Annotated in this window: 16 protein-coding genes and 3 tRNA genes; 13 read left to right on the forward strand and 6 right to left on the reverse strand. The window is 71.4% G+C overall.

What is annotated here, in order from left to right:
- The first annotated feature begins 80 nt into the window (after positions 1 to 80).
- Together ACFQSB_RS25330 and gltX are read left to right on the forward strand one after the other, a co-directional pair.
- Positions 81 to 857, forward strand: coding sequence for a fumarylacetoacetate hydrolase family protein (locus ACFQSB_RS25330; protein ID WP_354847428.1), 777 nt, complete (start codon positions 81 to 83; stop codon positions 855 to 857).
- Position 858: 1 nt separating this feature from the next.
- Complete coding sequence (gene gltX / locus ACFQSB_RS25335; protein ID WP_380829494.1) at positions 859 to 2259, forward strand: glutamate--tRNA ligase; 1401 nt, start codon at positions 859 to 861, stop codon at positions 2257 to 2259.
- An 80-nt stretch (positions 2260 to 2339) separates the two neighbouring features.
- Here gltX and ACFQSB_RS25340 read toward each other — a convergent pair whose 3' ends face one another.
- Complete coding sequence (locus ACFQSB_RS25340; protein ID WP_354847431.1) at positions 2340 to 4334, reverse strand: M3 family metallopeptidase; 1995 nt, start codon at positions 4332 to 4334, stop codon at positions 2340 to 2342.
- A 218-nt stretch (positions 4335 to 4552) separates the two neighbouring features.
- Between ACFQSB_RS25340 and ACFQSB_RS25345 the strand changes: the two genes are divergently transcribed.
- The 3 genes from ACFQSB_RS25345 (at position 4553) to ACFQSB_RS25355 (ending at position 5085) form a co-directional block, all read left to right on the forward strand.
- Positions 4553 to 4624, forward strand: a tRNA-Gln gene (locus ACFQSB_RS25345).
- Between the two features lie 280 nt (positions 4625 to 4904).
- A tRNA-Glu gene (locus tag ACFQSB_RS25350) sits at positions 4905 to 4977 on the forward strand.
- A 35-nt stretch (positions 4978 to 5012) separates the two neighbouring features.
- Positions 5013 to 5085 (forward strand) — tRNA-Glu (locus ACFQSB_RS25355).
- 143 nt (positions 5086 to 5228) lie between these two features.
- Here the strand turns inward: ACFQSB_RS25355 and ACFQSB_RS25360 are convergent.
- Both ACFQSB_RS25360 and ACFQSB_RS25365 read right to left on the reverse strand, forming a co-directional pair.
- Positions 5229 to 6974, reverse strand: coding sequence for a hypothetical protein (locus ACFQSB_RS25360; RefSeq protein WP_380829472.1), 1746 nt, complete (start codon positions 6972 to 6974; stop codon positions 5229 to 5231).
- 94 nt (positions 6975 to 7068) lie between these two features.
- On the reverse strand, positions 7069 to 7785 hold the full coding sequence (locus ACFQSB_RS25365) for an IclR family transcriptional regulator (RefSeq protein ID WP_354847437.1): 717 nt from the start codon (positions 7783 to 7785) through the stop codon (positions 7069 to 7071).
- 140 nt (positions 7786 to 7925) lie between these two features.
- Here ACFQSB_RS25365 and leuC point away from each other — a divergent pair, with 140 nt between their 5' ends.
- From leuC to ACFQSB_RS25385, 4 genes are all read left to right on the forward strand, one after another.
- Positions 7926 to 9302: a 3-isopropylmalate dehydratase large subunit gene (leuC, locus tag ACFQSB_RS25370; RefSeq protein ID WP_380829473.1), complete on the forward strand. Its 1377-nt coding sequence runs from the start codon at positions 7926 to 7928 to the stop codon at positions 9300 to 9302.
- 13 nt (positions 9303 to 9315) lie between these two features.
- Positions 9316 to 9903, forward strand: a complete 588-nt coding sequence (leuD, locus tag ACFQSB_RS25375) for a 3-isopropylmalate dehydratase small subunit (protein ID WP_354924907.1) — start codon at positions 9316 to 9318, stop codon at positions 9901 to 9903.
- Positions 9882 to 10142, forward strand: a complete 261-nt coding sequence (locus tag ACFQSB_RS25380) for an SCO5555 family protein (RefSeq protein WP_354847446.1) — start codon at positions 9882 to 9884, stop codon at positions 10140 to 10142. The genes leuD and ACFQSB_RS25380 overlap by 22 nt, the downstream gene beginning before the upstream one ends.
- Positions 10143 to 10308: 166 nt before the next feature.
- Positions 10309 to 10608: an HU family DNA-binding protein gene (locus ACFQSB_RS25385; RefSeq protein ID WP_354847449.1), complete on the forward strand. Its 300-nt coding sequence runs from the start codon at positions 10309 to 10311 to the stop codon at positions 10606 to 10608.
- A 268-nt stretch (positions 10609 to 10876) separates the two neighbouring features.
- Here ACFQSB_RS25385 and ACFQSB_RS25390 read toward each other — a convergent pair whose 3' ends face one another.
- Complete coding sequence (locus ACFQSB_RS25390) at positions 10877 to 11089, reverse strand: hypothetical protein (RefSeq protein WP_354924909.1); 213 nt, start codon at positions 11087 to 11089, stop codon at positions 10877 to 10879.
- 197 nt (positions 11090 to 11286) lie between these two features.
- On the opposite strand from ACFQSB_RS25390, the gene ACFQSB_RS25395 reads away from it, so the two are divergent.
- Entirely contained in the window at positions 11287 to 12552 is a 1266-nt protein-coding gene (locus tag ACFQSB_RS25395; RefSeq protein WP_380829474.1) for an MFS transporter, read from the forward strand.
- A 2-nt stretch (positions 12553 to 12554) separates the two neighbouring features.
- Here the strand turns inward: ACFQSB_RS25395 and ACFQSB_RS25400 are convergent, their stop codons facing one another.
- Positions 12555 to 13415 carry a TetR/AcrR family transcriptional regulator gene (locus ACFQSB_RS25400; protein ID WP_380829475.1) on the reverse strand — a complete coding sequence of 287 codons (861 nt, stop codon included), beginning with the start codon at positions 13413 to 13415 and terminating at the stop codon, positions 12555 to 12557.
- Positions 13416 to 13662: 247 nt separating this feature from the next.
- On the opposite strand from ACFQSB_RS25400, the gene ACFQSB_RS25405 reads away from it, so the two are divergent.
- Positions 13663 to 15366 carry an MFS transporter gene (locus tag ACFQSB_RS25405; protein ID WP_380829476.1) on the forward strand — a complete coding sequence of 568 codons (1704 nt, stop codon included), beginning with the start codon at positions 13663 to 13665 and terminating at the stop codon, positions 15364 to 15366.
- Between the two features lie 78 nt (positions 15367 to 15444).
- Here the strand turns inward: ACFQSB_RS25405 and cofC are convergent, their stop codons facing one another.
- Complete coding sequence (gene cofC / locus ACFQSB_RS25410; protein WP_380829477.1) at positions 15445 to 16128, reverse strand: 2-phospho-L-lactate guanylyltransferase; 684 nt, start codon at positions 16126 to 16128, stop codon at positions 15445 to 15447.
- Positions 16129 to 16253: 125 nt separating this feature from the next.
- Here cofC and ACFQSB_RS25415 point away from each other — a divergent pair, with 125 nt between their 5' ends.
- Complete coding sequence (locus ACFQSB_RS25415; protein WP_380829478.1) at positions 16254 to 16925, forward strand: lysophospholipid acyltransferase family protein; 672 nt, start codon at positions 16254 to 16256, stop codon at positions 16923 to 16925.
- A gap of 111 nt (positions 16926 to 17036) precedes the next feature.
- Entirely contained in the window at positions 17037 to 18044 is a 1008-nt protein-coding gene (locus ACFQSB_RS25420) for an NAD(P)H-dependent glycerol-3-phosphate dehydrogenase (RefSeq protein ID WP_354847470.1), read from the forward strand.
- Positions 18045 to 18050 lie beyond the last annotated feature (6 nt).

Raw genomic sequence — 18050 nt, forward strand, 5'->3', positions numbered from 1 at the left:
GCGCCGGTGCCCGGGGAGGGCTCGGCGGGGTGCTGGTGGCGATGGCAGCGGGGGCCGGTGGGCGGCACTAGCCTTGGAGGGTGCGTATCGCAAGGTTCTCCACAGGTGAGGGTGTCGCGTTCGGCGTGGTCGAGGGCGCTCAGGGTGAGGAGTTCATCTCCAGGATCGACGGGCATCCGTTCGGCGCGATCCAGTTCACCGGCGAGCGCTACCCGCTGCAGGAAGTGCGGCTCGTGACGCCGATGCTGCCGAGCAAGATCATCGCAGTCGGCAAGAACTACGCCGAGCACGCCCGCGAGATGGGCGGCGAGCCGCCGGCCGAGCCGCTGATCTTCAGCAAGCCGTCCACGTCGGTGATCGGCCCGAGCGAGGCGATCGCCTACCCGCACAAGCTCTCCGAGCGGGTCGATTACGAAGGCGAGCTGGCCGTCGTGATCGGGCGCCTGTGCCGCGAGGTGCCGGTCGAGCGCGCCCACGAGGTCATCTTCGGCTACACCTGCGCCAACGACGTCACCGCCCGCGACCTTCAGCGCAAGGACGGGCAGTGGACGCGGGCCAAGGGCTTCGACACCTTCTGCCCGCTCGGGCCGTGGATCCAGACCGAGCTCGACCCCGCCGACCTGGCCCTGACGACCACGGTGAACGGCGAGCTCAAGCAGAGCGGGCGCACCTCCCAGCTCATCCATGACATCCCCAAGCTCATCGCCTACATCACCGACGTCATGACGCTCATCCCGGGCGACGTGATCCTCACCGGCACGCCCGAGGGAGTCGGCCCGCTGGAGGACGGCGACGAGGTCAGCGTGGGCATCGAAGGCATCGGCACTCTCACCAACCGGGTGGTCTCCCGTGACTGATCTGCAGGAGGGCTCGGCGGAGCCCACGCTCAGGGTGCGGTTCGCGCCCTCGCCGACCGGCATGTTCCACGTGGGCGGCGCGCGGTCCGCGCTGTTCAACTGGGCGCTGGCCGAGCAGTCGGGCGGCCGCTTCGTGCTGCGCGTCGAGGACACCGACGCCGCCCGCAACCGGCCCGAGTGGACCGAGGGCATCATCTCGGCCCTCTCCTGGATCGGCATCCACGGCGACTCCCCGCACTTCGAGGGCCCCTACTTCCAGTCGGCGTACGAGGAGCAGCACCGCGCCGCCGCCGCCAAGCTGGTCGCGGACGGCAACGCCTACCACTGCACCTGCACCCGCGAGGACGTCAAGGCCCGCACCGGCTCCGAGCACCAGGGGTACGACGGGTTCTGCCGCGACCGCGGGCTCGCCGAGGGGGCGGTGCGCTACCGCACCCCCGACGAGGGCATCACCGTGGTGGACGACCTGGTCCGCGGGCGGGTGGAGTTCCCGAACAAGGCCATGGAGGACTTCGTCATCGCCCGCGGCGACGGCTCTCCGCTGTTCGTGCTGGCCAACGTGATCGACGACATCGAGATGCGCATCACCCACGTCGTCCGCGCCGAGGAGCACCTGTCCAACACGCCCAAGCAGCAGTTGCTGTGGCGGGCCCTCGGCGTCGAGCCTCCCGTGTGGGCGCACGTCCCGGTGATCGTCAACGAGAAGCGGCAGAAGCTGTCCAAGCGCCGCGACAAGGTGGCGCTGGAGTCCTACCGCGACGAGGGCTACCTGCCCGAGGCGATGGTCAACTACCTCATGCTGCTCGGCTGGGGGCCGGGCGGCGACCGCGAGATCATGCCGTGGTCTGAGATGGTGCCGCTGTTCAAGCTCGAAGACGTCAACCCCTCCCCGGCGTTCTTCGACGAGAAGAAGCTGCGGGCGTTCAACGGCGAGTACATCCGGGCGCTGCCGCTCGCGACCTTCATCGCGCGCTGCGAGCCCTGGCTCGACCCCTCGTGGGGGCGCGAGACGTTCGCCAAGGTGGCGCCGCTGGCGCAGACCCGCATCGCCGTGCTGTCGGAGATCACGGCCAACGTCGACTTCCTGTTCCTGGACGAGCCGGTCTTCGACCAGGCGAGCTGGGACAAGGCGATGAAGCCGGGCGCCGAGAACATCCTGGCGGGCTACCTCCAGCGGCTGGAGTCGGTGTCGTTCGACCCCGAGTCTCTGAAGACCGCCCTTGAGGAGGTCGGCGCCGAGCACGGCCTCAAGCTCGGCAAGGCCCAGGCCCCCGTGCGGGTCGCGATCACCGGCCGGACGGTCGGGCTCCCGCTGTTCGAGTCGATCGAGGTGCTGGGCCGCGAGCGCGCCCTGGACCGCCTGCGCGCGGCCCTGGCCAAGCTGCAGGGCGCGGCGACCTGAGAATCCCAGGCGCGGTGAGCTGAGACTCCCGGGCGCGGTCCGGGCCTTCGGGCCCGGACGCGTCCGTGGCGCGGCGTGGGTCACAGGAGGCCGCGGCGCTCCAGGAGGGGCTCGATGCGCGGGTCGCGGCCGCGGAAGGCGCGGAAGGCGGTCATGGCGTCCACGCTGCCGCCCTTGGACAGCAGCTCGCGGCGGAAGGTGTCGCCGTTCTCGCGGGTCAGGCCGCCGTTCTCCCTGAACCACTCCACCGTGTCGGCGTCGAGGACCTCGCTCCAGATGTAGGAGTAGTAGCCCGCGCTGTACCCGCCCACCCAGATGTGGGCGAAATAGGTGCTGCGGTAGCGCGGCGGCACGAGGGGCAGGTCGACGCCGGCGTTGCGCAGCGCCTGCCGCTCGAACTCCTGGGCGTCGCGGGGCTCCTCGGTGAAGGTGTGCCAGGCCCAGTCGAGCAGGGTGGCCGCGAGGTACTCCACCGTGGCGTAGCCCTGGTTGAACTTCTGGGCCTCCAGCATGCGGTCGGCGAGGTCCTGCGGCATGGGCTCGCCGGTCTCGTGGTGGCGGGCGTAGTTGGCCAGCACCTCGGGCCAGGTGGCCCACATCTCGTTGACCTGCGAGGGATACTCGACGAAGTCGCGCGGCACGGCCGTGCCGGAGAACCTCGGGAACCGCACGGCCGAGAACAGCCCGTGCAGGGCGTGCCCGAACTCGTGGAACATCGTGTTGACCTGCTCCCAGGTCATCAGGGTCGGCTCGCCGGCCGGGGGCTTGACGATGTTGAGGTTGTTGACCACCACCGGCCGGGTGCCCTCGAGCTCCGACTGCTTGACCAGGCTGTTCATCCACGCCCCGCCGCGCTTGGACGCCCGGGCGTAGAAGTCGCCGAGGAACAGCCCGAGCGGGGAGCCGTCCTCGTCGGTCACCTCGAAGACCCGCACGTCGGGGTGGTAGCCGACCAGATCGGAGCGCTCGGCGAACCGCAGGCCGTAGAGCTTGCCGGCCGCGTGGAAGACCCCGTCGCGCAGGACGCGGTCGAGCTCGAAGTACGGGCGCATCTGGCGGCTGTCGATCGAGTAGCGCGCTTCGCGCACCTTCTCGGCGTAGAACGACCAGTCCCACGCGGCGATGTCGAAGCCGGCCTCGGCGCGCAGTTCGTCGGCCTCGCGGTGGGCGTTGGCCACGGCCGCGGGGGTCAGCTTGGCGAGCATCTCGGTGACGGCGCGCGTGCCCGGCGCGGTCTGGTCGGCGACGACGTACTCGGCGTGGTTCTCGTAGCCGAGCAGCGCCGCCCGCTCGGCCCTGAGCTTCGCCATGCGGACCACGAGCTCGGAGTTCTCTGCGAGGCCCCGCTCGACAGAGGCGCGGTGGATGCGCTCGCGCAGGGCGCGGTCGGTCAGCTCCTCCAGCGCGGCCTGGCCGGTGGGCAGCACCAGGGTGAGGACGTACTTGCCATCGAGGCCCCGGGACTTCGCGGTCTCGGCGGCGGACTTGATGGCGTCCTCGGACAGGCCGTCCAGCTCGGCGGCGTCCTCGACCACGATGGCCGCGGCGTTGGTGGCGGCGAGGAGGTTCTGCTCGAAACGGGTGGAGAGGGTGGACAGCTCCTCGTTGAGAGACCTCAGCCGCTCCTGATCGGCCGGCTCGAGCTCGGCGCCCGCCCGGACGAAGTCGGTGACGTAGCGTTCGAGCAGGAAGCGCTCCTCGGCGTCCAGGCCGTCGACGGGGATGGCCTTGATGCGCGCGAACAGCCGCCGGTCGAGGTGGATGGCGTCGCTGTGCTTGGTGAGCTTGGGCGTGACGTCCTTCTGGATCTCCTGGACGGCGGGGTTGGTGTCGGAGGACGCCTGGTTGAAGAACACCGTCGAGACGCGCGACAGAAGCTCACCGGACCGCTCGAGCGCTGCCACGGTGTTGTCGAAGGTCGGCGCCTCCTCGCCGGCCGCGATGACCTCGACCTCGGCGAGCTGCTCGGCCATGCCGCGTTCGAAGGCGGGCGCGTAGTGCTCCTCGCGGATCTCCGCGAACGGAGGCAGGCGGTAGGGCAGGGCACTGGGGGCGAAGAAGGGGTTCTCGGTCAACGCGCGGGCTCCTCACGTGGCGACGGCTCTCCTTGCAGCGTTACACAGCCTGGCCGTGCTCGGCACATCAAGCGGCGATCCTGTGGACGACCGCCCGCTTCAGGGGCCGACCAGGGGGAATCTCGTGGTTGGGCAATCGTTTTGGTCTTGGCCCCCAAGCTGGGCTATTCTTTCGGAAGTCGCGAGCGGGCCCGGCGACGAGCAGGGGCCGTGAGCAATGGGGTATGGGGTAATTGGCAGCCCGGCTGATTCTGGTTCAGCTAGTCTAGGTTCGAGTCCTGGTACCCCAGCAGGTTTCCTGCTGAGCGCCTATGTCCGTGAAGGACATAGGCGCTTCGTTTTTTTCGGCGCCCGTTCGCCCGCCCGCCGCTGCCGGCTCGGCCTGGTCGATCACGCGGTCCTGCGGCGTGCAGCCTCACCTGGCCGGGCCTGGGCCGACCGGGCCGGGCCGGGCCTGGGCCGGTGGCCGGTGGGCGGTAACGGTTTGGTCGTGCTCTGCGGGGTGCGGTAGAGTTACGGCCGTTGCCGGGGCGTCCGCAAGGGCGCCTCCGTCGATTAGGACAGCTGCAGGGTCCCGTCGTCTAGTGGCCTAGGACGCCGCCCTCTCAAGGCGGTAACGCCGGTTCGAATCCGGTCGGGACTACTCTGCAGTGACATGGCCGCAAGGCCTGTCGGCCTGGCTCCGTCGTCTAGTGGCCTAGGACGCCGCCCTCTCAAGGCGGTAGCGCCGGTTCGAATCCGGTCGGGGCTACACCGCAGCTCGGGAACCCTCGGAAGCTCGTCTTCCGGGGGTTTTTCGCATTTCCGCCCCTCTTCTTCCGCAGCGCGGGTTCCCGCGGACGGTCGGTCCCCGCGGACGGTCGGTCCGCGGGGACAAGCGCAGGAGCCGGCGGCCTACTCGGCGGCGTCGGGCGCGGCCTTGGAGCGGGCCTTGAACAGGGCGCGCTTGGCGGCCTTGGCGACCTGCTTGTCGGGGTGGGCCTCGCTGATGGCCTCCAGCAGCTCCTCGACGTGCGGGTGCGGCATCTTCCAGATCACCTCCAGCAGACTGCTGAGCACGGGCGCCGGGCCGATGTCGTGCAGGCTGCTGACGAACTCGGGCCGGCCGAGGCCCGCCGAGATCGTCCACATGTCCAGGATGAGCCAGTGGGTGTCGCTCTGGCTCGGCTCCGGCGCGTCGTCGATGCCGAGCTGGGCCAGGTGGGTGGCGGCGTAGGGCCGCAGCGACGGCTCGTTCAGCGCCTCCCGCCAGGCGGGGACGGCGACCGGTCCGAGCGAGCCGACCAGGCTGGCCGCCTGGACGCGGATCAGCGCGTCGGCCTCGTCCTCCGCGGCGGCCTCCAGGAGCTCCTCAGCGGCCGTCGCGGGCTCGCGCAGGCGCATCCAGGCGGCGAACTCGGCGTCGGCCTCCTCTTCGGGCAGGTCGGCGCTGAGCGACAGCAGGTCGAGCGCGGTCATCGCGTCGATCGCGGGACGCGCGTCCACCTCGATGTCGTCGTCGTCCAGCAGGTGGACCACGCCCTCGGTGCCGAGGGCGGTGAGCCGCACGCGGTCGTCCTCGACGGTGACCATGCCGTAGCCGGACAGCCACTCGACGACGGAGGCGAGCGGGTCGCCGGCCTCTTCCCAGGCGGCACTGCCGAGGTCGTCGAACTCGGCGGCGGCCTCGGCGAGCTCTTCGCGCAGCTCGCCGAGCGGCCGTTCGCCCTCGGCGACCAGCAGCCTGACGAGCAGCGCGCGGGTCAGGCCGGAGAGCGAGAGCGTCAGATCGTCGTCGTCCAGCTCGGGGTCGCCGTAGTCGACCGAGTGGAGCCCGAGCATCCAGGCGTCCAGGACGTCCTCGTCGTTCTCGAACGGCCACGCGGCGGTGTCGGCGTCGACGCTGACGGTGTCCTCACCGTCGGGGGTGAGGAACTCGAGGTCGACGGCGAGGTTCCACAGGTTCCACAGGGCCGGGACGGCGTGGGCGAACGGCTTCTCGTCCGGCTCGGGCAGCCCGAGAACGGCCAGGGCCTGGCTGATCTCGTCGTCGCTCAGCAGGCTGTCCTCGCCGACCTTGCGCGACCTGCCGACCCAGACGGCCAGGTCGCGAGCCTTGTGGATCAGCGGGACCTCGCGCGCCGCGTCGGCGAGCTCGGCGTCGGGGCGCAGGCGGATGGTGGGCAGATCGGCCAGCTCGTCGGTGAAGGGCTCGAAGTCGCCGAGGCCCTCGACCTCTTCCTCGTCGAGCTCGTCGTCCTCCTCCTCCCAGTCACGCTCGCCCAGGACCTCCTCCATGGCCTCGACGAAGTCCTCCTCGACGGCGTCCAGCTCGTCGAGGAGATCGTCCAGGTCGTCGGAGCCCTCGGCCAGGCGGCCGGTCTCGGACAGGAAGGTCAGGTAGGAGCGCACGGCCGGGACCATGCCGTCGGCGGCCGCGTCGGGATCCTCGACGACCTGCGGGAGGCGTTCGACCAGCACCATGCGCAGGTCTTCGCGCTTCCACAGGTGGACGTCGTCGCGAGCGATCAGGCGGTGCCAGAGAGCGGCGGGTCCCACCAGGTCGGGATCACTGTCCGGTGCGTTGTCGGGTGCCCAGAGAATGAACTCTTGAAGGAGGGGACGCAGCTCCGTCGCGGCTGCCTCGATGCGATCTGTCACTCCGCCAGGCTAGTGCTTGGCGGCGGCCGTCTCTAATCAGTTCGCACGGGTCGGGGACGGCGCCGTCGGCCGGGCGCTCCCGGCCGGTCACCGATCAGTTGGCGCGGCGCATCGCCTCGGTGATGCGCTCGGCGGCGGCGACGACCGGAGCGGCGTGCATGCGGCCCGGCGTGCGGGTGAGGCGCTCGATCGGCCCCGAGACCGAGACGGCGGCGATGACCTTGCCGCCCGCGCCGCGGATGGGCGCCGAGACGCTGGCCACGCCCTGCTCGCGCTCGCCGACGCTGTGCGCCCAGCTGCGCCTGCGCACGCTGGCCAGCGTGGCGGCGGTGAACTTGGCCCCGCGCAGGCCGCGGTGCAGCCGGTCGGGCTCCTCCCAGGCCAGCAGCACCTGGGCGGCCGAGCCGGCGGTCATGGGCAGGGAACTGCCGACCGGCACCGTGTCGCGCAGGCCGCTCGCCCGCTCGGCGGCGGCGACGCACACGCGCTCGTCGCCCTGCCGCCGGTAGAGCTGGGCGCTCTCGCCGGTCAGGTCGCGGAGCTGGGTGAGGACGGGAGAGGCGACGGCGAGCAGGCGGTCCTCGCCCGCCGCGGTGGACAGCTCGGACAGGCGGGGGCCGAGGATGAAGCGGCCCTGCGTGTCCCGGGAGACGATGCGGTGGTGTTCCAGCGCGACGGCCAGCCGGTGGGCGGTGGGACGGGCCAGGCCGGTGGCCTGGACGAGCTGTGCCAGGGACGCGGGGCCCGCTTCGAGGGCGTTGAGCACGAGGACGGCCTTGTCGAGTACGCCGACTCCGCTAGAGTTGTCCATACCCCGATACTGCCGTCTCGCTATCCGAGATGCAACTGGCATATGGGAGAGGGGCGGGTAGGCTGTCCATATCCCGAAATTTCCGTCTTGTCATATGAGACGTTTTCCGGGGGACCGAGACGCAAGGAGGCGTTCAGGACATGGGTCGCACACTGGCCGAGAAAGTATGGGAGCAGCACGTCGTCCGCCGTGCCGACGGCGAGCCCGACCTGCTCTACATCGACCTTCACCTCATCCACGAGGTGACCAGCCCGCAGGCCTTCGACGGCCTTCGCATGGCGGGGCGCAAGGTGCGCCGGCCCGACCTGACCATCGCCACCGAGGACCACAACGTTCCCACCGTGCTCGGCCCGATCGCCGACCCGGTCTCCAAGGCGCAGGTCGAGACCCTCCGCAAGAACGCCGCCGAGTTCGGCGTCCGCCTCCATCCGATGGGCGACGCCGGCCAGGGCGTGGTGCACATCATCGGCCCGCAGTTCGGTCTCACCCAGCCGGGCATGACCATCGTCTGCGGCGACTCCCACACCTCCACCCACGGCGCCTTCGGGGCGCTCGCCTTCGGCATCGGCACCTCCGAGGTGGAGCACGTGCTGGCCACCCAGACCCTCCCGGCCTACCGGCCCAAGACGATGGCCATCGAGGTCAGCGGCGCCCTGCCGTACGGCGTCACCGCCAAGGACCTCATCCTCGCCATCATCGCCAAGATCGGCACCGGCGGCGGCCAGGGCCACATCGTCGAGTACCGCGGCCAGGCCATCCGCGACCTTTCGATGGAAGGCCGCATGACCGTCTGCAACATGTCCATCGAGGCGGGCGCCCGCGCGGGCATGATCGCGCCGGACGAGACGACGTTCGCCTATCTCCAGGGCCGTCCGCACGCCCCCACGGACGAGGCGTGGGACGCCGCGGTGGAGTACTGGCGCTCGCTGCGCACCGACGACGACGCCGTCTTCGACACGGTCGTCGAGATCGACGCCTCGACGCTGTCGCCGTTCGTCACCTGGGGCACCAACCCGGGGCAGGGCGCGCCGCTCACCGGCGCGATCCCCGCCCCCGAGGACACCTCCGACCCCGCGGCCGCCCAGCGCGCCCTGGAATACATGGGCCTCACCGCGGGGACGCCGCTCGGCGAGATCGAGGTGGACACCGTCTTCGTCGGCTCGTGCACCAACGGCCGCCTGGAGGACCTGCGCGCCGCCGCCGACGTGCTGCGCGGACGCACGGTCAAGACGCGCACGCTGATCGTCCCCGGTTCGATGCAGGTCAGGGCCGAGGCGGAGGCCGAGGGCCTGCACGAGGTCTTCCAGGCCGCGGGCGCCGAGTGGCGGCAGGCCGGGTGCTCTATGTGCCTGGGCATGAACCCCGACACCCTCGCGCCGGGCGAGCGCAGCGCCTCCACCTCCAACCGCAACTTCGAGGGGCGCCAGGGCAAGGGCGGGCGCACCCACCTGGTGTCGCCGGCCGTCGCCGCCGCCACCGCCGTCACCGGCCGTCTCACCGCGCCCGCCGACCTGTAAGGAGCTCGCGACCATGGAAGCCTTCACCACCCACACCGGCCGGGCCGTGCCGCTGCGCCGCAGCAACGTGGACACCGACCAGATCATCCCGGCGGTCTGGCTCAAGCAGGTCAGCCGCACGGGGTTCGAGAAGGGCCTGTTCGCCGCCTGGCGCGAGGACCCGGCCTTCGTCCTGAACGACCCGGTCTACGCCGGCGCCACGGTGCTGGTCTCCGGGCCCGACTTCGGCACCGGCTCCTCGCGCGAGCACGCCGTGTGGGCGCTGCAGCAGTACGGCTTCCGCGCCGTCATCGCCGCCCGGTTCGGCGACATCTTCCGCAACAACGCCACCAAGATGGGCCTGCTGCCGGTCGTGCTGCCCGCCGCGACCGTCGAGGCGCTGCAGGCGGCCGTCGAGGCCGATCCGGCCACCGAGGTGACCGTCGACCTGGTCGGCCGCGAGGTGCGCTGGGACGGCGGCTCGGCCGGTTTCGAGATCGACGACTACACCCGCTGGCGCCTGCTGGAGGGGCTGGACGACATCGGGCTGACCCTGACGCACGCCGACGATGTGGCGGCGTACGAGAATGGTCGGCAGCCATGGCTGCCGACGACCGTCTGAACGACACCGCGGGCTCCGAAGACGAGCTGGCGCGGCGGTTGCGCGACGTTTACCGTCGGGTGGCCGCCGCACGCATGTCCCCTGAGAACAAGGAACGCTTCGCGCGCCGCTTTGTGGCCATATGTGACAGTGCGAAGCGTGATGTCGATCACGCCTGCGCCCGCTTGGACGCCTTTCTCGCCGACCTCGAAGCCGAATCCGACACGCCGGGTAGGCGAAACATCGCGGAATGTGATTGAGTCCTGGCCGTGTGTCCTTTAATTTCAAGCGGGTAAGGGGTTTCTGACCGTTGACTGGTGGGTGCGTGCCGAAACCCCGCACCTGGCACACCGGGTGAGAACGGGGTCGCGCACTGCCGGCCGCGATGTTCATCCTCAGACAGCGGTAACAGGGGGAGCAAGCTAGATGAACAAGCGAGAACTCGTCGACGCGATCACCGATCGGGTCGGCGACAGGAAGACGGCCACAGAGGCCGTGAACGCCATAATCGAGGCCATCCAGCACGCTGTCTCGAACGGGGACAAAGTCTCTATCACGGGCTTCGGAGCGTTCGAGATGGCGCACAAGCCGGCCCGCCAGGCAAGGAACCCTTCGACCGGTGAGCCCATCAAGGTCTCCGAGAGCTGGGCGCCCAAGTTCCGGCCCGGCGCCGACTTCAAGGACCAGGTGAACGCCGCGGGGAAGAAGCTCGCCAAGAAAAAGTGATCACCTGACCCATGAGCACCTGACCGGCGATAACGGCGCCCGGGATCCCCACCAGGGATCCCGGGCGCCGCCGTCCGTGCCCGCCCCTCCGCCGGTGCTCCGCGCGCTCTGCCCGCGCTCCGCGCCCGGCCCTCTGCCCACGCTCCGCACTTTGTCCGGGTCCATGCCCGGCGCTCCGCGTGCTCTGTCCGAGGGCCGACCAGAGGGTCCTCGACCGGGCTCCGCGTGTCCGGGGCCGACCTCGCCCGGGGACGTTCCGCGAGGGGCGTTACGCGCCGCTCTCGGGCAGAGGGAAGGTCGACAGGGTGATCACGGTGACGGTGCCGTCGGTGAGGGCGAAGTTCACCCGCTGGCCCGGGCGCAGCAGCCGCAGCGGGCCCGCGTCGAAGGCCGCGGCGCCGAAGGGGATCTCGCTGCCGTCGTCGAGGAAGAGCGAGCCCGACCGGGTGTCCGGGTCGAAGCTCCGCACCGTGGCCTGCACGCCGGCCAGTCTACTCCGCCGATATTCGTTTGACCGGTCCCCGGAGAGCGGCCATGGTGCCGTCCATGGCCACGACCGACAGGACCGACACGCCGGACACGCCCGACGGGCCGGATATGGCGGACGGGTCGGATGCGGCGGACGTGTCAGATCTGGCGGACGTGTCAGATCTGGCGGACGTGCCGAATGCGGCGGATATGTCCGATGCGCCGGTCGCGCCCGACCGATCCCGTGGACCTCGTGGATCCGGTGGTCTGTGGCGCGGCAGGTCGTACGTCCTGTTCGTCGGCGCCGACGCGGTCAGCCAGGCCGGCGCGCAGGTGAGTCTCGTCGCCCTGCCGCTCGTCGCGGTGCTGAGCCTGCACGCGGGGCCCCTGCAGGTCGGCCTGCTGACGGCCGCCCAGATGGCGGCCTTCCTGCTGATCGGACTGCCCGCCGGGGTGTGGGCCGACCGGCTCCCGCGCAGGCGCATCCTCGTCGCGGCCGACCTGCTGCGCGCGGTGGCGCTCGCGAGCATCCCCGTGGCGGTGGTGGCCGGCGGCCTGTCGCTGCCCCATTTGTACGCGGTGGCGTTCGTCACCGGGGTCGGCACGGTGTTCTTCGACGTCGCCCACATGAGCTTCCTGCCGTCCATCGTCGACCGGCGCCACCTCGCCCGGGGCAACGGGACCATCGAGACCATCCGCTCGACGGCGTCGCTGGCCGGGCCCGGCCTCGGCGGGTGGCTCGTCCAGGTGGTCACCGCGCCGCTGGCCCTGCTCGCGGACGCCGTCAGCTACGCGCTGTCGGCGGTGATGCTCAGCGCGATCCCCGCCGCCGGGACGCCGCCGCCCCGCGCCGACTCCGGCAGGCCGAGCCTGTTCACCGAGGTCGCCGAGGGGGTGCGATACGTCGCGGGCCATCCGGTGCTGCGCGTCATCGCGCTCGTCGGCGCCCTCAACATGCTGGGGTACGGCGCGTGGACGTCGGCTCAGGCGCTGTTCGTGCTGCGCGAGCTCCGGCTCGGCCCCGGCCTGTACGGCGCGGTGATCTCCGCCTCGGCCGTGGGAGGCCTGCTGGGCGCCGTGGCCGCCCCGCGCGCCGTTGCCCGCTGGGGGACGGGCCGCACGCTGTACGGCGCGGCGGCGGTCGCGCTGCCCGCCACCCTCGTCGCGTGCCTGGCCGCGCCCGGCTGGCGCGTCGCGCTCTTCCCGTTCGGCCTGGCCGTGGCCGGGCTCGCGGGGACGGTGTTCAGCGTGACGCAGCTGAGCTACCGGCAGGCGATGTGCCCGCCGCGCCTGCTCGGCCGGATGAACGCCTCCATGCGGTTCCTGATGTGGAGCGCCATGCCGTTCGGCGGCATCCTGGGCGGGCTGGTGGGGGAGTGGCGCGGGGTCGGGGACACTCTGTGGGCGGCGGCGGGCGTCATCGCCCTCGCGCACGTGCCGGTGCTGGTCGCCTTCCGGCGGATCACCCGCCTGTAGCGCTACCGCTCTCCGGGGGCACCGGAGCCACCGCTGTCCCCGGCAGCACCGGAGCCACCGCCGTCCCCGGGGGCACCCGGGCCACCGCCCTCCACCGGGGCGTCGGTGTCGCCGTTCTGGCCCGCCGGGCTTCCCGGCTCGATGTAGCTGGCCAGGCCGCGGATGATGATCTCCAACCCCAGCTCGAACCGGGCGTCGTAGGTGCCGCCGAACATCATGTCCGCCATGGCGAGCAGGTTCGGGAAGCGGTCGGGCGGCAGCGTGTCGAAGTACGCCTTGATGGTGGCCCGCATCTCCTCCCAGGTGCGCGCGTCGGTGTTGCGCTGGCGCTCCTGCCACATGCTCTGCTCGTAGGTGAACCCCTCGAGGAACGTGGAGATCATGTCGCCCGCCGTGGCGGCCACCCGGTCGGGCAGCCCGGCGGCGCGGAAGATGGCGAGCATGCGCTCGACGTGCGGGAGCAGTTCGGGGCTGAAGGGCACATGGGCCATGGAGATGCGGGCCATGTCGCGGTGGCTGAGCAGCCGTGCCCGGCCCTGGACGGCGTAGTCCCTGACCTGCTCGCGCCAGCGCGCGGGGTCGGGCTCGGGGAGCTCCTGGCCCTCGAACAGCCGGGCGTACATGCGCTCGAGGAGCTCGTCCTTGCTCGCGACGTGGGCGTACAGCGCCGAGACCGCGACGCCCAGCTCGGCGGCCACCTGGCGCATGCTCAGGCCGTCGTACCCCTCGCGGTCGAGGACGGTGAAGGCGGCATCGACGATGCGGCCGAGGGTGAGCGGCACGCGCGCGGGGGCGGCGCGCCTGCGTGACCGCTCCCACGGGGGCGCGGGGACCTCGTTCTCCTCACTCCGTGGCTCGCTCATGCCTCACCGCCTCGTTCCTGATCGCTACCCACGGAGTCTAGTTGGCCGGTCGAACGCCGCTCGCAGTGGTGAACGCCGCTCTCTTTCGCGATATATCTTGTGTCGCGGTCGAATGCGACATATCTTGAGAACGCCGAACAGGCCAGCGAACGTCGTTCAATTGTAGAACGGCGATCGGCTATGGTGAACACTGTTCAGATCGACGATGCCGGCCGCCCGGCGCCGACCCCCCGCAGAAGGAGTTCTCATGACCACCACAGACGCGACCGCGCCGGCGGCGCCACCCGGGACGGCGCCCTACCGCTGGCGGTGGGCGGCCCTGTTCGTGATCCTCGCCGCCGAGGTGATGGACCTGCTGGACGCGATGGTCACCAACATCGCCTCGCCGACCATCCGCGCCGAACTGGGCGGCAGCGCCGCCGTCATCCAGTGGCTCGGCGCCGCCTACACCCTGGCCATGGCCGTCGGCCTCATCACCGGCGGACGGCTCGGCGACATCTTCGGCCGCAAGAAGATGTTCATCATCGGCGCCGCGGGATTCACCCTCGGTTCCCTGCTGTGCGCCGTGGCCCAGGGCCCCGAACTGCTGATCGCCGCGCGCGTCGTCCAGGGGCTGTTCGGCGCGGTCATGCTGCCGCAGGGCCTCGGCATGATCAAGGAGATGTTCCCGCCCAAGGAGATGCAGGCGGCGTTCGGCATGTTCGGCCCGGTCATGGGCCTTTCCTCGGTGGGCGGCCCGATCCTCGCCGGCTGGCTGGTCGACGCCGACTTCTGGGGAACCGGCTGGCGCATGATCTTCCTGATCAACCTGCCGCTGGGCCTGGCCGCCGTGCTGTTCGGGCTGCGCTTCCTGCCCGAGTCGCGCTCGCCCCACCCGCTCAAACTGGACGTCGCGGGCATGGTGCTCGCCTCGCTGGCCGGTCTGCTGATCATCTTCCCGCTGGTGCAGGGCCGCGAGCACGACTGGCCGCTCTGGTCGCTGCTGATGATCGCCGGGTCCGTCGTGGTGTTCGCGGTCTTCGGGTGGTACGAGTCGCGCAAGGCCAGGGCCGGCGGCGACCCGCTCGTCGTGCCGAGCCTGTTCCGCAAGCGCGCCTTCACCGGCGGCCTGGTCACCGGGCTGGTCTTCTTCTCCGGCATGATCGGCTTCACGCTGGTGTTCAACCTCTACACCCAGATCGGCCTCGGCTACTCCACCCTCAAGGCCGGCCTGTCGATGGTGCCATGGTCGCTCGGCATGGTCGTCGGCTTCGGCATCGCCCAGCCCCTGCAGAAGTACGGGCGCAAGCTGCTGCACGGCGGAACCCTGCTCATGGCCGTCGGCGTGCTCGCGATCCTGGTCACGCTCAACCTCGCGGGCGTCGGCGTCACCCCCTGGCAGCTCACCCCCGCGCTCGCGGTCACCGGCATCGGCATGGGCCTGCTCATGGCGCCGTTCTTCGACATCGTGCTCGCCGGCGTCGAGCAGCACGAGACCGGCTCGGCCTCGGGCACCCTCACCGCCGTCCAGCAGCTCGGCAGCGCCTTCGGCGTGGCGCTCCTCGGCACGGTCTTCTTCGGCCTGCTCGGCGGCAACGTCGGCGCCGCCGCGGACGACACCGCGCCGAAGCTGCGCGCCGAACTGGCCGTCGTCCAGGTGACCGGCGCCCCGCAGGACCGCCTGGTCGAGGGCGTGCGCGCCTGCGTGCACGATCGCGCGGTCGCCAAGGACCCGGTGCTGGTGCCCGCCTCCTGTGAGCGGCTGCAGGCCGACGCGGCGTCGGCGGCCAAGGGGCCGGAGGCGGGCGCGGCCATCGGCAGGGCCGTCGCGTCGGCCGGGACCGAGGCGGCCAAGCAGGGCTTCAGCGTGGCGATGAAGACGATCCTGTGGGTCGTGGACGGCATGCTGCTGCTGACGTTCCTGGTCGCCTTCCTGCTCCCCAAGCACGCCCGCGAACAGGAAGAGGCGTAGTTTCCGGCCCCGCTTCGCTCGGCGGCTCGGGACGCGGGTCCTTGTGGCCCATCCGTTGGAATCGCCTTGGAAGGAGAGTCAGGAAGGAGTCTCCCGGGTGGGGGACTCCTTCATCGTCTCCACCACCGCCCGGGTGCGGGGGCCGACGCCGAGGGCCAGGGCCGCCGCGAGGTCCGCGGGGGTGTCGACGTCCGTGCGGACCGACACGATGCCGTCGGGCGTCAGCTCCTTGGCCCCGCCGCCCAGGTGCCTGGCCCGCGACTCCCCGCCGAACCGCGGCCGGAAGGCCACGCCCGGGCGCACCCCGTAGAAGGTGGTGCCGACCTCCGCGGCGTCCGGGACGAACGCCTGGTCGAACTCGGCCGCCGCCGCCAGCGCCACGCCCAGCTCCGCCGGGCGCAGGGCCGGCAGGTCGGCCTGGAGCGCGCCGACCGGCCCGTCCGGCGCCAGCCCCAGGGCATGCGCCGCGCCGGCCCGCAGCGCGGCGTTCAACCCGGCCTGTGGGTCGGGCGCCACGTGCGCCCCGAGCGCCGACAGCGCCTCGGCGGGCACCGGGTCGCCGGTGACGACCACGACGCGGGCCACCGCCGGGCAGGCCAGCGCGGCCGCGACCGTGTCGCAGGCGATCGCCACGGCCAGCGCGGCCCGGTGCGGACCCGCCGCCGCGGCCAGGCGCGTCTTGGCGGCGATGAGGGTCTTGACCGGCACCACCATGGTCCAGCCGGGCCGCGGGCCGGGCCCGCCAGGTTGCGTACGGCGCATGGCTTAAGCATCCCGCCTCGACATTCCGTGGAGGCACCCGGGAGACTTAGGGCGCACAGGCATGACTGGAGGAGTCGATGAGCCGCCCCGGACGTCCGCCCATTTTCTGGGAAGCCCTCGTTACCGTGATCGTGAAGACGGTGTTGCTGCTCTTCACCAAGCGCGACTGGCGGGGCCGCTCCAACGTTCCCCGCAAGGGCGGTGTGATCATCGCGGCCAATCACCTGTCGTGGAGTGATCCGCTGCTGTTCGCCCACTTCGCCTACAACAACGGCCGCTGGCCGGTGTACCTGGCCAAGTCCGGGGTCTTCGACATCCCGGTCGTCGGCACCATCGTCAGGAAGTGCAGGCAGATCCCGGTGCACCGCGGCAGCACCGACGCCGCGCGCTCGCTCAAGGACGCCGAGCAGGCCCTCAGGGAGGGCTCCTGCGTGATCTTCTACCCCGAGGGCACGATCACCCGCGACCCCGAGTTCTGGCCCATGGGCGCCAAGACCGGCGTCGCCCGGCTGGCGCTGGCCACCGGCGTCCCGGTCATCCCGGTCGCCCACTGGGGCGCCCAGGAGCTGCTCCCGTACGGCCAGAAGAAGCCCCGGCTGTTCCCCCGCAAGACCTTCCGGGTGATCGCCGGGCCGCCCGTCGACCTGTCCAAGTACGCGGGCCTGCCGATGCGCTCCCAGGTCCTGAAGGAGGCCACGGCCGACATCATGGCCGCCATCACCTCCCAGCTCGCCGACCTGCGCGGCGAGAAGGCGCCCGACGCCCCCTTCGGCGAGCCCGAGACCCGCGCCGGGTGACGGCGCGCCGGCGGCCTCGTCCGCCGGCGTCGCGGTGGCCATGACAGTGAACGATCCGGCCGTGACCGTCAGAGACGGCCATGTGCCGCGGAGTGGGCGTACGGTGAGCAGATGACCAAGGCCGTCGTTTTCGGAACCGGTTCGTGGGGGACGACCTTCGCGATGATCCTGGCGGAGGCCGGCACGCCGACGACCCTGTGGGGACGGCGGGCCGAGGTGGTCGAGTCCATCGACCGCAGGCGCGAGAACCCCGAGTACCTCCCCGGCGTGCGGCTTCCCGCGACGGTGCGCGCGACCACCGACCCGGTCGAGGCCATGGAGGGGGCCGACTTCGTCGTGCTCGCGGTGCCCTCCCAGACGCTGCGCGGCAACCTGGCCCAGTGGAGCCCGCACATCCCCTCGCACGCGGTGCTCGTCAGCCTGATGAAGGGCATCGAGCTGCGCACCTCGCGGCGGATGAGCGAGGTCATCTGCGAGGTCGCGGGCGTCCCCGCCGAGCGGGTGGCGGTGGTCTCCGGGCCCAACCTGGTGGGCGAGCTGATCAGGCACGAGCCGGCCGCGACCGTGGTGGCCAGCGTCGACGACGAGGTGGCCGCGCGGCTGCAGGAGGCCTGCCACCTGCCGTGGTTCCGCGCCTACACCAACACCGACGTGGTCGGGGTCGAGCTCGGCGGCGCGGTCAAGAACGTCATCGCGCTCGCGGTGGGCGTGGCCGCCGGCATGGGGCTCGGCGACAACGTCCGGGCGATGCTGATGACCCGCGGCCTGGCGGAGATCTCCCGGCTCGGCGCGGCGCTCGGCGCCGACCCGCACACCTTCGCCGGCCTCGCCGGCATGGGAGACCTCGTCGCCACCTGCACCTCCCCGTTGTCGAGGAACCGCACCTTCGGCGAGAATCTCGGCCGGGGCATGACCATGGCCGAGACCATCGCGGCCACCAGGCAGACCGCCGAGGGGGTCAAGTCCTGCGAGTCGGTCCTCGACCTGGCGAGGAAGCACGACGTGGAGATGCCGATCACCGAGGTCGTGGTGGGCGTCGTCCATGACGGAATGACCCCGAGCGAGGCCGCGATGCTGCTGATGTCACGGACTCCCAAGCCCGAACGGTACGGCGTGTGACTTCCT

Origin of the sequence: Sphaerisporangium rhizosphaerae (genome assembly GCF_042665155.1) — a bacterium.
In the GTDB taxonomy this organism is placed as follows: Bacteria; Actinomycetota; Actinomycetes; order Streptosporangiales; family Streptosporangiaceae; genus Sphaerisporangium; species Sphaerisporangium rhizosphaerae.

What these genes read in the sequence shown, in the direction of transcription:
- ACFQSB_RS25365 (WP_354847437.1), bottom strand. Translation starts at nt 7,785, where the DNA reads ATGGACAACTCTAGCGGAGTCGGCGTACTCGACAAGGCCGTCCTCGTG.
- leuC (WP_380829473.1), top strand. Translation starts at nt 7,926, where the DNA reads ATGGGTCGCACACTGGCCGAGAAAGTATGGGAGCAGCACGTCGTCCGC.
- leuD (WP_354924907.1), top strand. Translation starts at nt 9,316, where the DNA reads ATGGAAGCCTTCACCACCCACACCGGCCGGGCCGTGCCGCTGCGCCGC.
- ACFQSB_RS25380 (WP_354847446.1), top strand. Translation starts at nt 9,882, where the DNA reads ATGGCTGCCGACGACCGTCTGAACGACACCGCGGGCTCCGAAGACGAG.
- ACFQSB_RS25385 (WP_354847449.1), top strand. Translation starts at nt 10,309, where the DNA reads ATGAACAAGCGAGAACTCGTCGACGCGATCACCGATCGGGTCGGCGAC.
- ACFQSB_RS25395 (WP_380829474.1), top strand. Translation starts at nt 11,287, where the DNA reads ATGTCCGATGCGCCGGTCGCGCCCGACCGATCCCGTGGACCTCGTGGA.
- ACFQSB_RS25400 (WP_380829475.1), bottom strand. Translation starts at nt 13,415, where the DNA reads ATGAGCGAGCCACGGAGTGAGGAGAACGAGGTCCCCGCGCCCCCGTGG.
- ACFQSB_RS25405 (WP_380829476.1), top strand. Translation starts at nt 13,663, where the DNA reads ATGACCACCACAGACGCGACCGCGCCGGCGGCGCCACCCGGGACGGCG.
- cofC (WP_380829477.1), bottom strand. Translation starts at nt 16,128, where the DNA reads ATGCGCCGTACGCAACCTGGCGGGCCCGGCCCGCGGCCCGGCTGGACC.
- ACFQSB_RS25420 (WP_354847470.1), top strand. Translation starts at nt 17,037, where the DNA reads ATGACCAAGGCCGTCGTTTTCGGAACCGGTTCGTGGGGGACGACCTTC.